The organism is Sphingobium sp. DN12 (assembly GCF_051058005.1).
GTDB lineage: Bacteria > Pseudomonadota > Alphaproteobacteria > Sphingomonadales > Sphingomonadaceae > Sphingobium > Sphingobium yanoikuyae.
On record NZ_CP173717.1, the window covers coordinates 4719124 to 4733741 of the forward strand.

General features: G+C 56.1%; 11 protein-coding genes and 1 tRNA gene. 4 read left to right on the plus strand and 8 right to left on the minus strand.

What is annotated here, in order from left to right; all coding sequences use genetic code 11:
* Positions 1-126 precede the first annotated feature (126 nt).
* The 4 genes from ACI6S0_RS22475 to hspQ form a co-directional block, all read right to left on the minus strand.
* A complete protein-coding gene (locus ACI6S0_RS22475; protein ID WP_434404401.1) occupies positions 127-378 on the minus strand; it encodes a hypothetical protein in 252 nt (83 codons plus the stop codon).
* Between the two features lie 36 nt (positions 379-414).
* The gene (locus ACI6S0_RS22480) at positions 415-2349 is read right to left on the minus strand and encodes an OPT family oligopeptide transporter (protein WP_202600257.1); all 1935 of its coding nucleotides are present in this window, start codon (positions 2347-2349) and stop codon (positions 415-417) included.
* A gap of 120 nt (positions 2350-2469) precedes the next feature.
* Positions 2470-3246, minus strand: coding sequence for a GDSL-type esterase/lipase family protein (locus ACI6S0_RS22485; protein ID WP_434404402.1), 777 nt, complete (start codon positions 3244-3246; stop codon positions 2470-2472).
* Positions 3203-3574: a heat shock protein HspQ gene (gene hspQ, locus ACI6S0_RS22490; RefSeq protein ID WP_004210078.1), complete on the minus strand. Its 372-nt coding sequence runs from the start codon at positions 3572-3574 to the stop codon at positions 3203-3205. Before hspQ ends, ACI6S0_RS22485 begins: the two co-directional genes overlap by 44 nt.
* A gap of 146 nt (positions 3575-3720) precedes the next feature.
* On the opposite strand from hspQ, the gene ACI6S0_RS22495 reads away from it, so the two are divergent.
* The 3 genes from ACI6S0_RS22495 to ACI6S0_RS22505 all read left to right on the plus strand — a co-directional run bounded on the left by ACI6S0_RS22495 (position 3721) and on the right by ACI6S0_RS22505 (position 6561).
* A tRNA-Ser gene (locus tag ACI6S0_RS22495) sits at positions 3721-3810 on the plus strand.
* 293 nt (positions 3811-4103) lie between these two features.
* A complete protein-coding gene (locus ACI6S0_RS22500) occupies positions 4104-5186 on the plus strand; it encodes an IS5 family transposase (protein ID WP_017501924.1) in 1083 nt (360 codons plus the stop codon).
* 292 nt (positions 5187-5478) lie between these two features.
* Positions 5479-6561 carry an IS5 family transposase gene (locus ACI6S0_RS22505; RefSeq protein WP_434403967.1) on the plus strand — a complete coding sequence of 361 codons (1083 nt, stop codon included), beginning with the start codon at positions 5479-5481 and terminating at the stop codon, positions 6559-6561.
* A gap of 383 nt (positions 6562-6944) precedes the next feature.
* Here the strand turns inward: ACI6S0_RS22505 and ACI6S0_RS22510 are convergent, their stop codons facing one another.
* From ACI6S0_RS22510 to ACI6S0_RS22525, 4 genes are all read right to left on the minus strand, one after another.
* Positions 6945-7910 (minus strand): GSCFA domain-containing protein, encoded by a 966-nt coding sequence (locus tag ACI6S0_RS22510; protein WP_434404404.1) that lies wholly within the window; start codon positions 7908-7910, stop codon positions 6945-6947.
* 32 nt (positions 7911-7942) lie between these two features.
* Positions 7943-8782: a phytanoyl-CoA dioxygenase family protein gene (locus tag ACI6S0_RS22515; RefSeq protein WP_434404405.1), complete on the minus strand. Its 840-nt coding sequence runs from the start codon at positions 8780-8782 to the stop codon at positions 7943-7945.
* 162 nt (positions 8783-8944) lie between these two features.
* Positions 8945-11854 carry a glycosyltransferase family 4 protein gene (locus ACI6S0_RS22520; protein ID WP_434404406.1) on the minus strand — a complete coding sequence of 970 codons (2910 nt, stop codon included), beginning with the start codon at positions 11852-11854 and terminating at the stop codon, positions 8945-8947.
* 37 nt (positions 11855-11891) lie between these two features.
* Complete coding sequence (locus ACI6S0_RS22525) at positions 11892-12491, minus strand: hypothetical protein (RefSeq protein ID WP_434404407.1); 600 nt, start codon at positions 12489-12491, stop codon at positions 11892-11894.
* Between the two features lie 479 nt (positions 12492-12970).
* Here ACI6S0_RS22525 and ACI6S0_RS22530 point away from each other — a divergent pair, with 479 nt between their 5' ends.
* Positions 12971-14053, plus strand: a complete 1083-nt coding sequence (locus ACI6S0_RS22530; protein ID WP_434403967.1) for an IS5 family transposase — start codon at positions 12971-12973, stop codon at positions 14051-14053.
* The last annotated feature ends 565 nt before the right edge of the window (positions 14054-14618 follow it).

Consider the following 14618-nt stretch of genomic DNA (forward strand, 5'->3'; position numbering starts at 1 on the left):
ATGCTCCCCTTCGGTTGGGGAGGCCATTGGCGATGAGTCCTTACGGCTTCATGGCAGTATGATTGCAGTTAAAAGTCTGAAAAATGTAACTTATGTGACGTGATACAGGGGCCACATTGTGAAGGCTCAATCGCGCCGCGGGCCGCTGCGGAGGGACAGGCCGCCACGATGGCGCAGCCAGCCGCCTTTTTCCAGCCGAGCCATATGGTCGATGAAAAAGACAGCGCCGATACACAGGGCAATGGCGACCAGAAATTCGGCGGGCATCAGAGTCTCTCCAGCCTTTGGATGCTGCTGGAGAATTAAACCGCCGGACATAGGGTTTCGAGCCGTAGCCCAGCCCATATCCATTCTATCATCGTAGGATTTCGTGAGCATGGGGCGGCCTTGGTTCGGTCGCCCCATCTCATCCCGTCAGGCGAGCGGCGCGGTCGCCCAATGGCGCAGGCGCGCATAAAGGGCGGCGATCACGCCGGCGAAGATCAGCACTGACAGCGGCACCGCCCAATGGCTTTCGCCGACCAGCGCCAGCGGCGCGTCGCTGTCGGTCGAAGCGACGATGCCGGCAAAGGCGACGCCGAACAGGCTTTCGCCGACGATGAAGCCGGTTGCCATCAGCACGCCCATGCGCTCGGCAAATTCCGGGTTCGCCTGGCGCAGCGACCAGCGATTGTAGAAATGGCCGATCACCGCACCGACCGGGATCAGCAGTGTCAGCGCCATCGGCAGATAGATGCCCATGCCGACCGCGAGCGGGGGCAGGCGCATCTTGCCGGTCTTGCCGAGCAGTTCGTCGAGCGCGACCACGACCACGCCGATGCCGGCGCCAAAGCCGATCAGGCCCCAGTCGAGGTCGCCGCCCAGCACGCCCTTGGCCAGCGCGGAAATGAGCGCGGCCTGCGGCGCGGGCAGGGCGGTCGCCTTGGCACCGGGCGCGCCGGCAAAGCCGAAGGCGCTGTTCAGCAGGTCGAGGACCGGCGGGATTACCAGCGCGCCGAACAGCACGCCGAGCACCAGCGCGATCTGCTGCTTCCACGGCGTCGCACCGACCAGCTGGCCGGTCTTGAGGTCCTGGAGGTTATCGTTGGAAATGGTGGCGACGCCGAATACGATCGCGGTGGTGAACAGGGCGTAGGCGATCAGCGCCTGGCTCTGTTCGGGATGGCCCGAGCCATAGATGGCGGCGAGGATCAGCGAGGCGCCCAGCACGGCAAGGATGCCGACGCCCGAGATCGGGCTGTTCGACGCACCGATGAGGCCGGCCATATAGCCGCAGACCGAGGCAATGACGATGCCGGCGACCAGGATATAGGCCAGCGTCAGGCCGATGATCGGCACCGGATTGGCGGCGATCGGCCCGCCCTGGGCAAAGATCCACAGCAAGACGGCGATCGGCACCAGCGAGGCGAGGATGGTGCCGAAGACGATGCCGATCGGCAGGTCGCGCTCGGTAATGTCCAGCGTGCCGGCATCGCCCGACTTGCGGACCTTGGCGGCGTTGAGGGCGGAGCGGATGCCGCTGATGATCGGACCCAGGATCTTGAGCAGGGTCCAGATCGCGGCGATGCCGATGGTACCGGCGCCGATGAAGCGGGCCTTCATGCGGAAGGTGGTGCCGACCAGGTCGGCCAGGTCCGCGCCGGCGGGCAGCGGACTGGTGAGATAGGGGACGATGCCGACCCAGCTGATCAGCAGGCCGACGAACATGGCGGCGCCGACGGAGATGCCGACCAGATGGCCGACGCCGATCAGCGCCATCGAGAAGCTGGTCGAGACCGAGCTGGCGCCCGCGCCGAGCTTGAAGAAGGTGGCGGCTTCCTCGGCCAGGATCTTGGTCTTGGCGATGATCGAGAAGCCGGCGGCGGCGATCGAACTCATGACGATGGCGGCCAGGCCGCGCTTATTCTCTTCCAGGCCCTCGCGCGAACCGGCGCCGACTTTCAGCACTTCGGCAGCGGCGACACCCTCGGGATAGGGCAGGTCCGATCCGGTGACGAGCGCGCGGCGCAGCGGCACCGAATACATGACGCCCAATATGCCGCCCAGCGCGATGGTGCAGGCGGACAGCCAATAGGGGAAGCCCTGCCACCAGCCGATGATGACCAGGCCCGGCAGCACGAAGATGATCGCCGACAGCGTCCCGGCGGCCGATGCGATGGTCTGGACGATGTTGTTTTCCAGGATCGTGCCGGTGGCGAACAGGCGCAGCACCGCCATGGAAATGACGGCGGCGGGAATCGAGGTGGCGAAGGTCAGGCCGATCTTGAGGCCCAGATAGACGTTCGCGGCGGTGAACAGCAGGGTGATGAGCGCGCCCAGGATGACGCCGCGTAGCGTCAGCTCCGCCATCGGCACGGCCTTGGCCGAATCGGTTGTCACTGCTCTTTTCCCTTCGCCAGTCGATCGATCAAGCGGCTGGTAATAATGTTGCTGGCGCTTGGATCAATCTTAAACTGGCCGGCAGGACGGTCAGGAATCGCGGCCGGCGCCCGCATCCGCCAGCACGGCATGGTCCAGATAGGCGTCGACCAGCCTGGTCCAGCGCTCGTAACCGCGCGGATTCATATGCAAACCATCGGCACGGAACAGCGATGCATCGGGCAGGCCGTCAGTGGCGAGCAAGGGGCGGCCGACATCGAGATAATCGAACTTCATCGCCTTGCTGCTCGCCGAAACGGTCATGTTGACCGCTGCCATCTGGGGCCAGAGCGTCCAGCGGATCGGGCTGGGCTTGAGCGAGAGATAGGCGATATGCGCCCTGGGATAGTCGGCGCGAAGCTGGCGGAGCAGGGTCAGCACGTCAGTAGCGACCTTGTCCGGCGTGGCGCCGGCGGCCAGGTCATTCTCGCCGACATAGACGATGATCGAGCGCGGCTTGGCCTTGGGCAGCAGCAGCTTGTAATAATGGAGCACGTCGGGCGTGGTCGCGCCGCCAAAGCCGCGATTGACCGTGCCGATATCGGTGAAGCTGCCCTTGATGTCCCACAGGCGGATGCTGGAACTGCCCAGGAACAGCGTGGCGTCGGCGACCGGCGGGCCGGCCGCTTCGGCCTTCGCAAAGGCGGCGATCTCGTTGGAGAAGGGGAAGGTCGGGTCGGCATTGGGAACCGCGACCTTGTCCGGCGCCGGCAGCGGGGCAGCCTGCAACGGCCCGGTCGCGGCGAGCAGCAGGGCAAGGCCCAGCGCCGCCCGCCAGTGCGGCTCAGTGCCGATGGCGCGGGCGCAGCTGATATTTGCCATCCGCATAATCGCCGAACAGGCCGGTGATCGCCGGGTGATCGACCGGCTCCTCGCTATCGTCGGCCACCAGATTCTGCTGGCTGACATAGGCGACATAGCTGTTCTCGCCATTTTCGGCGAGCAGGTGGTAGAAGGGCTGCTGCTTGTCGGGCCGGGCATGTTCGGGGATCGATTCATACCATTCCTCGCTGTTGGCGAAGACCGGGTCGATGTCGAACACCACGCCGCGAAAGCCGAAGCTGCGATGCTTGAGGACATCGCCGATGCTGAAGCGGGCATGGACGACCGGCGGGGCGGTGATGCCGGTACCGATATTCTGAATCGTGACTTTCATATGACCAATTTAGGGTGCCCGCGCAGGGAGACAAGAAAAATACCGAAAAGGGTGCTTGGCAAGGATGGAATCATTCGCTAATGGCCGCCCCTCGACCCGATCGGTGCGGCATTTTCCCTTGCGGTTCAATGCTTCCGGTCTTCTGCGGAGAGGTGGCAGAGTGGTCGAATGCACCGCACTCGAAATGCGGCGTGCCCGTGAGGGTACCGAGGGTTCGAATCCCTCCCTCTCCGCCACGACTTTCCTAAGTGATTGTCGTTACTCAACTTTCTGAAATAGCGTCGCTTTTCACCGTCCGGGTGCTACAAAATGCGGTTGATGACGCATGTTCGGAGGTCGAGAGCTGGCGGATTCGAAGAACCGTCGGATTATGTCCTGATGGACGCAGGAGGAGGCCTCGGCGGGCGGGCAAGGCCGATCGCTGGGTCCGGTTTTCGTGTCATGCAGACGCAGTTGGACACCTCGAAAAACCGGTGGCGTCTGACGGCTTGAGGTGATTCACTGCCGGTACGCGACAGCGGAGGCAGAGATGGCAGTACAGCCGGGTTTCTTTGATCTTTCGGACCGATACGAGGCGCTGAGCGCGGCGGGCGATCCCCTGGAACGGTTGTCGGCCGTGGTGGACTTCGAGCTATTCCGGGGACCGCTGGTGGCCGCGCTGCGACGCGGCCCTCGTAACAAGGGCGGACGACCGCCGTTCGATCCAGTGCTGATGTTCAAGATCCTGGTTCTACAGGCGTTGTATTCGCTGTCCGACGAGGCGACCGAGTTCCAGATCAAGGACCGGCTATCGTTCCAGCGTTTCCTGGGCGTGGGGCTGGAAGGCACCGTGCCCGATGCCACCACGGTTTGGCTGTTCCGCGAACGGCTTGTGAAGGCCAAGGCGATCGACCGGCTATTCGCGCGCTTCGATGCCGCGCTCAAGGACCGGGGATATCTGGCCATGGGCGGTCAGATCATTGATGCCACCGTCGTGCCCGCGCCCAAGCAGCGCAACACCCAGGAGGAGAAAACGGCGATCAAGGAAGGCCGCATCCCCAAGGACTGGACGCCGGCCAGGGTTCGGCAGAAAGACCGCGATGCGCGCTGGTCGATCAAATATACCAAGGCCAAGGCCCAGGAAGGCGCCGATCCCAGGGCGACAAAACCGGTCGATCTGGCCATTCCGATGTTCGGCTATAAAAATCATATCGGCATCGATCGGACTCACGGCCTGATCCGCACCTGGGATGCGAGCGCCGCCAATGCCCATGATGGGGCGCGACTGCCCGATCTGATCAGCAAGGAGAACACCGCCTCGGGCGTTTGGGCCGATACCGCCTATCGATCTAAGAAGAACGAGGCATTCCTCGCGAGGGGCATGTTCACCAGCAATATCCACCAGAAGCGCTTGCCTAGGCGGCCGCTGCCTGAACGGATAGCCAGAGCCAATGCAAGGCGCTCAAAGGTACGCGCCGCCGTTGAGCATGTCTTTGCCGGACAGAAACACCGCATGGGCCTCGTCGTCCGTACCATCGGCATCGCTCGTGCCAGGATCAAGATCGGCATGGCCAACCTGGTCTATAACTTCCAGCGCCTTGCATGGCTCGAGGGCAGAACTGCGCCTGCATGACATGGAATTGGCGTCCCGAACTCGGCCGATACCGCGATCACGCCGCCAATGCAGCCGAAACGCCGCCTTTCATCAGCGCCGCGTGCCCCTTCCTACGCCATCAGACCAAAATCACCCGGTTATTCGAGGTGTCCAGTTTGCGAGGCGCTGGAAATTATAGGCCAGATTGACCATGCCGATCTTGATCCCGGCGCGAACGATGCCGATGGGAGAAAGCTGGACACCTCGAAAAACCGGTGGCGTCTGACGGCTTGAGGTGATTCACTGCCGGTACGCGACAGCGGAGGCAGAGATGGCAGTACAGCCGGGTTTCTTTGATCTTTCGGACCGATACGAGGTGCTGAGCGCGGCGGGCGATCCCCTGGAACGGTTGTCGGCCGTGGTGGACTTCGAGCTATTCCGGGGACCGCTGGTGGCCGCGCTGCGACGCGGCCCTCGTAACAAGGGCGGACGACCGCCGTTCGATCCAGTGCTGATGTTCAAGATCCTGGTTCTACAGGCGTTGTATTCGCTGTCCGACGAAGCGACCGAGTTCCAGATCAAGGACCGGCTATCGTTCCAGCGTTTCCTGGGCGTGGGGCTGGAAGGCACCGTGCCCGATGCCACCACGGTTTGGCTGTTCCGCGAACGGCTTGTGAAGGCCAAGGCGATCGACCGGCTATTCGCGCGCTTCGATGCCGCGCTCAAGGACCGGGGATATCTGGCCATGGGCGGTCAGATCATTGATGCCACCGTCGTGCCCGCGCCCAAGCAGCGCAACACCCAGGAGGAGAAAACGGCGATCAAGGAAGGCCGCATCCCCAAGGACTGGACGCCGGCCAGGGTTCGGCAGAAAGACCGCGATGCGCGCTGGTCGATCAAATATACCAAGGCCAAGGCCCAGGAAGGCGCCGATCCCAGGGCGACAAAACCGGTCGATCTGGCCATTCCGATGTTCGGCTATAAAAATCATATCGGCATAGATCGGACTCACGGCCTGATCCGCACCTGGGATGCGAGCGCCGCCAATGCCCATGATGGGGCGCGACTGCCCGATCTGATCAGCAAGGAGAACACCGCCTCGGGCGTTTGGGCCGATACCGCCTATCGATCGAAGAAGAACGAGGCATTCCTCGCGAGGGGCATGTTCACCAGCAATATCCACCAGAAGCGCTTGCCTAGGCGGCCGCTGCCTGAACGGATAGCCAGAGCCAATGCAAGGCGCTCAAAGGTACGCGCCGCCGTTGAGCATGTCTTTGCCGGACAGAAACACCGCATAAGCCTCGTCATCCGTACCATCGGCATCGCTCGTGCCAGGATCAAGATCGGCATGGCCAACCTGGTCTATAACTTCCAGCGCCTTGCATGGCTCGAGGGCAGAACTACGCCTGCATGACATGGAATTGGCGTCCCGAACTCGGCCGATACCGCGATCACGCCGCCAATGCAGCCGAAACGCCGCCTTTCATCAGCGCCGCGTGCCCCTTCCTACGCCATCAGACCAAAATCACCCGGTTATTCGAGGTGTCCAGCTATGGGGCAATGCCCCCCCCCATCTCGCACTGCTGTGTCCGGCAGCGGACAGCCGTTGCCGTGCTACACCGAACCGGTCCGCCGCAGCACGGCAACTCGATCCACTATCCACCGCTGCCAAAAGCCGAGTGCGCAAATCTATCGAAAGAGCCATCCATGCCGGCCTCCTTCACCAGCACGGATTCTGAAATCAAAAATTGCGCCGGAAAGGAATCCCATGCCGATTCAGAACGGTCGAAAACCGCTCTAATTCAAATAATGCTCTATGAATGTAGCCATGATACGAGACACCGCTTCCCTACGGACATGCCTATAATCTGGAAGCCAAGTTTTGTGCGGGTCTGACAAAGTTACTATTTCATAAGAAGGAAAATAGTCAACCATATCATCTTCATCTGCGATCTTCTGAGCAACCGCACGAAGAGTTGACTTAGACAGAGTATTTGATTGAGATATATCTTCCCCAGTAAAAGATACACCGAGAGGAACTGGGCTAACAGTTATAATGACCTTCAAATCATTATTGAAATTTCTTCTCAAATAATCGATAAGATATTTTGCCGCCGCTACGTTTTCTTCGTAATCTGTAACACGACATTCGAAACGGCTTAAGTTTCCTGCCAAAACTTCACTAGGTGTGAAGTTTAGATATGTTTCTGTTTTGAGATCATACCATGCTTCGATAAGTCCAAGAGTAAGGACAAATACATCAGCTTGTGCCAACCGCTTATGCACTTCGATCGACGACTGACGTGTTTCAATCAGTTTTTCGCGAGAAGATTGAATCCCATTTGCGGAATAATCGACCCAGCCAACAGGTGTTTCCCAAATCAGATTTTCATCATAACCGCCTTCATGGGCCAATCGAAAATCGTTGATTACGGAAAAAGTATTGTAACGGTTGAATGATCCGGGATCCAGCGAGGTTTCATTGGGCGACCAGCTCAGGACCGATTTCCCCAGAACATGCAGAGCATGCTCGATCTCGCGCGCGAAACAGGATCCACTGGTGAATATAGATGGATTTTCGCCGAGAAGGAATTTTGGCTTAATCTTCGGTAAAAATTCACGATAGACCCGATTGGCGGCCATGTCGCCCGTGGCATTCTCATATCCCTGAGCATCTGCTTCCGGACCGCCAAATGACCATTGCGCATATTCGCCCAAACTTCGCATGTTGCGAACGGCATTACGTGCACTAATTTGACGCATATCTGATCCCCAGCCTATTTGGTGAGTGCCTGTCAGGCGCAAGCGCGAAAATAAGTCGCACCATCGAAGGGAACACGTTCCCAGCTTGGGTCATCGCTGCCTTTGCCTTCGGGAATGGCGGCATAATGGCACACTAGGCTACGCCGCGTAGGCTGATTATGAGGAGCCAGAATGGGGCCGCCAGCATGTACGAAATCACCATGCCAGAAAAGTACGTCGCCAGGTTCTGCGCGGAAAGAAATAGGCTTGCAGCCAGCTTCCAAGCATACGTCAATGCAATGTTTGACGAATGCGCCATAGTCGTCACCAAAGCCGTCATGGATCGGACGCTTTTCCAGACGATGAGAACCTGGATAAATAATCAGGGCTCCATTGCGTTCGTCCGATGCTTCAATCGCAAACCAGGATGCCGTCAGACTTTCGCGATCATAGGACGATGCATATGGCGGGGCGACGAGCGATTTGTCTGAATGCGCGCCTTGTTCGCTGGAATATTTATAGGTCAGCGTCTGCAGGCAGGTTGGCTCCTGACCATCATAAAGTTCGCGCAAGAAATTCCTGACGATCGGATGCAACATCATCCGACGAGCACTTTCGATATGCGTTTCCGCATCAATAATTCGAGGGATTTTAAAACCTTCCAAAGGCACATCCGGATTGGTATAAATTTTACCATAATGCGAGAACTTAAGGGGAGTGCCGTTATTAAGAGCGTTCTCTACATCACTCCAAAAACTCTCTCCTTCATTTACATCGAATGAATTCCTGAAAACGACATAACCATTTTCGTTAAAATAAGAAATTGCGTCCTTAATCTGATCCACTTCGAATTTTTTCACAATATGTGGAGGATAGTATTGAGTTTCTAGCATGATGTTACCTTTCTAATTTTACAAACCAACGGCACCCAGGGGGGGGCAAGCAGGCAGGATTTAAATGCGCTACTCTGTTCCGCCCCATGCACAACGACGCGCATATTAGAGTGCCAATCTAGGCCCACCTCGTCACGGTGGGTATTAGGGAATGGCTGGAATTCAAGCCAATGCCTTCTGATGGATTGCTAGCAGAGCTTCCATATCAATGCCATATTCGCCCTTGATGCTGTGGTTAAGCCAGCCCCGGAAGCCAGCAGCACCTTGCGGTGAGGAGATCGGAAAGGCTGCCTGCACGTCAGGGCGAATTCGATAAATCTGCATTGCCAGTTCGCTGAATGGTTGACCTTCATCTGCTGGGGGGGGGGCGACGGATGCCAGGCACAATTCGATCAAGCAATCGCGCCCTTCCACTGAAGACCTGAAAATATGAGGCTGGGGATAGGCTGCGCGGTAAATTTGCCGCATTACAGGTCGAATTTTCAATCCTTCGATATCGTCATAGGAATAGGGACTATTGGTAGCAGTTTCAAATCCGTTGGCCAGCAACCTGTCCCCATAAGCCTGCATCAACTCGCGTGTGGTTTCGGACAGTTTGCCCCAGGTGAAGCGCGTCTGATGCTTAGACACTTGCTCAAGCCGACGAGGATGGAACCCACTGAAATGGAAAAATACCAACGGGACACCATTGACGGTTACGTTTCCAGATTCATCACGCTGGACTGAACGTTGATCCAGATTCCAATAGGCAACATTATGCCCTTCATGATGAAGAACCTTCAGATTCTGCAAGAAACATGGCGCAAAATCACACCAGCGCTGATCGGTGAACAGGTTGTTGCTGACATCGGATATGGATGCCGTTTCCAACTGCTTTGCCCACCAGCGAATGAAGCGCAATGTCTCATCACATCGCCGCGTGGCGATGAACCCCAAGTTGAAGACGCCTGATTGCATGATCGTATGATCTGTGGGGGAAAACCCATCATCTTCAATAGGATTATTTACATGCGGCGTTAATACAGCTGAGGCCCCTGCATCGAGAGGATTAATAACATGTTCAATCCTATTATACAAAAATAGATCTGGATCGAAATATATAACCTTTTCAACATCTGTTTTATTGTAAATCCAATCTATAAAGAAAGGCTTGACCGCAGTATTCAACTCCATAACATCGTAGCGAATACGCATGTCGAGAAAATTTGGTAAATCGATATCTTTAACTCGGACGATTTTGAAGTCATCCTTTTCTTCGATATCAAGACCATTGCCTTCGTCGACCAGGCAAATGAACAACGCAAATTCAGGGTGCTGTTCGCGAACGGATTGAAGGACAGTTAGTGCAAAAGCCATATAATTCTGGGAAACAACGGTAAACAATACCGTCTTCTTTTCGCCAACATGAGAAAGAATTTCGGCGTCGAAGCTGTTAATTGCATTCCGGGACGGGCTAGGGCTATAGCCAACAAATTTTGTGGTCCGGTGCAGCGCTTCAATACGCCGTTCTATTTTGTGACCGATGAGTTTCTTATTGAAATTCTCAGACACAAATTTCTGACCCGACCGCGCAATACGTTCACGCCAGTCGCTATCTTCTTTCACGCGACGCATCGCCCAGGCGGCGTGGTCTACATCCGGCTGTGCCCAAAATTGACCATCCCCGTGGGGATAAGTGCCCTCGCCCACCGGGGTGAGAGAATATTGAATAGGGATAGCGGTATCGTCGTTGATAAATTCATTTGATCCTGAATATCCCGTCGATATCACAGGGCGACCATAGAGCATGGCTTCCGTCAGATTTCGCCCGAAACCTTCAGACCGATGCAAGGAAACAAAGGCATCGCAAGAAGCTGTAAGCGCAAAAACTTCATGGCGATGAAGTGTGCGGTCCAGAATATGGATATAAGGAGAATTGCCAATTTCATTGACCAGCTCTTTCCAGAGAAAGGCGGCGTGTGGTGATTGGACTACTTTTTCCACATTGTGCGTTTTCAGCACCAGGCGGGCATTTTCATCACCATTAGGAAAAGCACGCTTGAAAGCACGAACGACATCGATCGGGTTTTTCCGATCCAAATAGGAAAATGCGTCAAAGGTGAACAGGAAGGTGAAAGGATTGTCCGCTAGTCCAAAACGGGCCTTGCTGCGGTCCGCTTCCAGCAAATGCGGAACCTCGACAGCTAGTGGAATGGTGTGCACCGGCACACTGGACCGGCGGCGAAATGCGTTGGAAACAAAATTGGAAATGCCCCAGACTTCATCGACCAGTTGCAACGCATCGTCAAAGGCAGGAGGGCAATCCGCAAGCTCCCATGCCCAGTAACCGATATTATGATGGCCCTTGCCATATTTCAGGGCTTCGATCGGGAACATGTCGGCATTGACATGGAAAATATTCGTTCGATATGGCTGGCTGTCGGAAATCCAATGGGCGACACTCATATCCTTTTGGTCCGCCGCCATAGGAACATCGAGCAAGGTAAAAGGCACATCATTGGCTGCCAGAGAATGTGCGACCATACGGACATCCTCCCCCCGTCCCGTAGGTGCATGTGCATAGCCAATCAAATTCACGCCATCGTCCCGCAAGGTGCCGGCAGGTAGCGCCCGATCTTCCAGCGTCAGGCCATATTCCCGACTGAAACTGTCATTGAACCAATTTAAAAAAGCCGCGCGGCCGGCCGCGTTCGCACAATCGAAGGCCGCCTGAAGATCTGGTCGTGAATTCCAGATGTGCAGCATGAGCGGGCTGAGGCCAGGTGCGGCTGCGGATGGATCTTGCTCTATCGCACAAAATTGCGACAGGCGATTGCCTGTCGCAACTGGCATTGGAAGCGTGGTCGGCGCGCCATCATTGCGATCCACATCTGTGGAAATAGTTTTTTCTGATGGAAAAGCACCATTTTGTACCGACGAAGAAATATTGCCGGAAGGCCTGGGTTTTCTACCGATTTTTTGACCTATCCATCTGTAATGATCAAGGGGGTCCATTCCCGTCAGAGCAACATCAGGATATTCTGATGCGTACCATTTTGCATCGAACGTGGAATTTTCTAGGTCATTACTCATGATATAGATACTTATCCATTTTTTAGAAAAATATTAATTAAGGACGTATTGATCTATTTTCATTTATTCCATGAAATATATAATGTTTCAATGGATTAATGTTCGATGACCCCACATCAGGATATTTGTTAATATAATATTCTGAATCGAACAATCCTGAGTTTAAAAGTGATTCATTTTTCTTTTTATCCATTTCTTTCTTTGGCAGCACACTCCACCAGCGCGGAATTTTAATTAGAAACATGGCTATTTCGCGCATCCATTCATATTTTTTTTGTTCTTCATCTGTCTGATGCTGAGAAAACTTAAGAAGTTTTGTCAATGAAGCGATCTCATGATGTCGATCGTCTAATTTTTTCTGCAATATTTTTATTTCATCATTAATGCTGTAGATTGGTTTTGAAGAATCTTCAATATTTCTAACCTTGGATTCCAGATTAGATATATTATTCTGCAAATTAATATTTTTTGCTTCTGCCTCGCTCCACAATCTGGAAATGCGTAAGAGCTCGATTTCTGCCTTTGCAAGATTATCAACGACCCGCGCATGGTCGGCCTGCATCGCGGTCAGAGCATCGTAAGATTGTTCCTGAACATCACTGCTCTTACGGCTATATTGATTTTCTGGGCTCAGCATATTCATTCCTGCAATTTATCCAAATGGCCGCGTCCAAGCGCGTTACACCTCTGACGCTCTCTTATTCTATGAGGTTCAAATCAAGAGACACATACAGGGACCTGGCGCGTGCTGGAACATTTTTCGTCGCTATGACTAAGTGGACGTGGGAATTGTAGTCAATGCCGAATGCACCTAAAATTGGCAGACGGTGAGATATCAATCATATGCCAGCTGGCGGATTCGAAGAACCGTCGGATTATGTCCTGATGGACGCAGGAGGAGGCCTCGGCGGGCGGGCAAGGCCGATCGCTGGGTCCGGTTTTCGTGTCATGCAGACGCAGTTTGCGAGGCGCTGGAAATTATAGGCCAGATTGACCATGCCGATCTTGATCCCGGCGCGAACGATGCCGATGGGAGAAAGCTGGACACCTCGAAAAACCGGTGGCGTCTGACGGCTTGAGGTGATTCACTGCCGGTACGCGACAGCGGAGGCAGAGATGGCAGTACAGCCGGGTTTCTTTGATCTTTCGGACCGATACGAGGTGCTGAGCGCGGCGGGCGATCCCCTGGAACGGTTGTCGGCCGTGGTGGACTTCGAGCTATTCCGGGGACCGCTGGTGGCCGCGCTGCGACGCGGCCCTCGTAACAAGGGCGGACGACCGCCGTTCGATCCAGTGCTGATGTTCAAGATCCTGGTTCTACAGGCGTTGTATTCGCTGTCCGACGAAGCGACCGAGTTCCAGATCAAGGACCGGCTATCGTTCCAGCGTTTCCTGGGCGTGGGGCTGGAAGGCACCGTGCCCGATGCCACCACGGTTTGGCTGTTCCGCGAACGGCTTGTGAAGGCCAAGGCGATCGACCGGCTATTCGCGCGCTTCGATGCCGCGCTCAAGGACCGGGGATATCTGGCCATGGGCGGTCAGATCATTGATGCCACCGTCGTGCCCGCGCCCAAGCAGCGCAACACCCAGGAGGAGAAAACGGCGATCAAGGAAGGCCGCATCCCCAAGGACTGGACGCCGGCCAGGGTTCGGCAGAAAGACCGCGATGCGCGCTGGTCGATCAAATATACCAAGGCCAAGGCCCAGGAAGGCGCCGATCCCAGGGCGACAAAACCGGTCGATCTGGCCATTCCGATGTTCGGCTATAAAAATCATATCGGCATAGATCGGACTCACGGCCTGATCCGCACCTGGGATGCGAGCGCCGCCAATGCCCATGATGGGGCGCGACTGCCCGATCTGATCAGCAAGGAGAACACCGCCTCGGGCGTTTGGGCCGATACCGCCTATCGATCGAAGAAGAACGAGGCATTCCTCGCGAGGGGCATGTTCACCAGCAATATCCACCAGAAGCGCTTGCCTAGGCGGCCGCTGCCTGAACGGATAGCCAGAGCCAATGCAAGGCGCTCAAAGGTACGCGCCGCCGTTGAGCATGTCTTTGCCGGACAGAAACACCGCATAAGCCTCGTCATCCGTACCATCGGCATCGCTCGTGCCAGGATCAAGATCGGCATGGCCAACCTGGTCTATAACTTCCAGCGCCTTGCATGGCTCGAGGGCAGAACTACGCCTGCATGACATGGAATTGGCGTCCCGAACTCGGCCGATACCGCGATCACGCCGCCAATGCAGCCGAAACGCCGCCTTTCATCAGCGCCGCGTGCCCCTTCCTACGCCATCAGACCAAAATCACCCGGTTATTCGAGGTGTCCAGATTGCGACGGACCGATCTTCTATGACCCCGCGCGTGGTCGAGGCGGGTCTGCTGGCAACGCCCATTACAAAAAGGTAGGCGAGCGCTTGGCTATGTGGGTGCGCGACCTCGGCGTTGATGATACCCACGTTCAGCCAAACCATGGGTGGCGACATTTGTTCAAGACGATCGCTCGTCGTGCTGGGATCGATCCGGAAGTTCGAGATGCCATACAGGGGCACGCGCCACGTAGCGTTGGGGAGGCTTACGGGGATTGGCCGATTGATGTCTTGGCGGCAGCTATTGCCATTCTGCCGCGATACGACCCTCAAATCTTATAAATTCGATCATCCATATTCACCTCGCTTGCGCCGTCGCCGCTCCGGCATGGTATGGCCTATTCGGACAAACCAACTCGCGTCGTTGTAGCTCAATAGATGTGGTGGGACC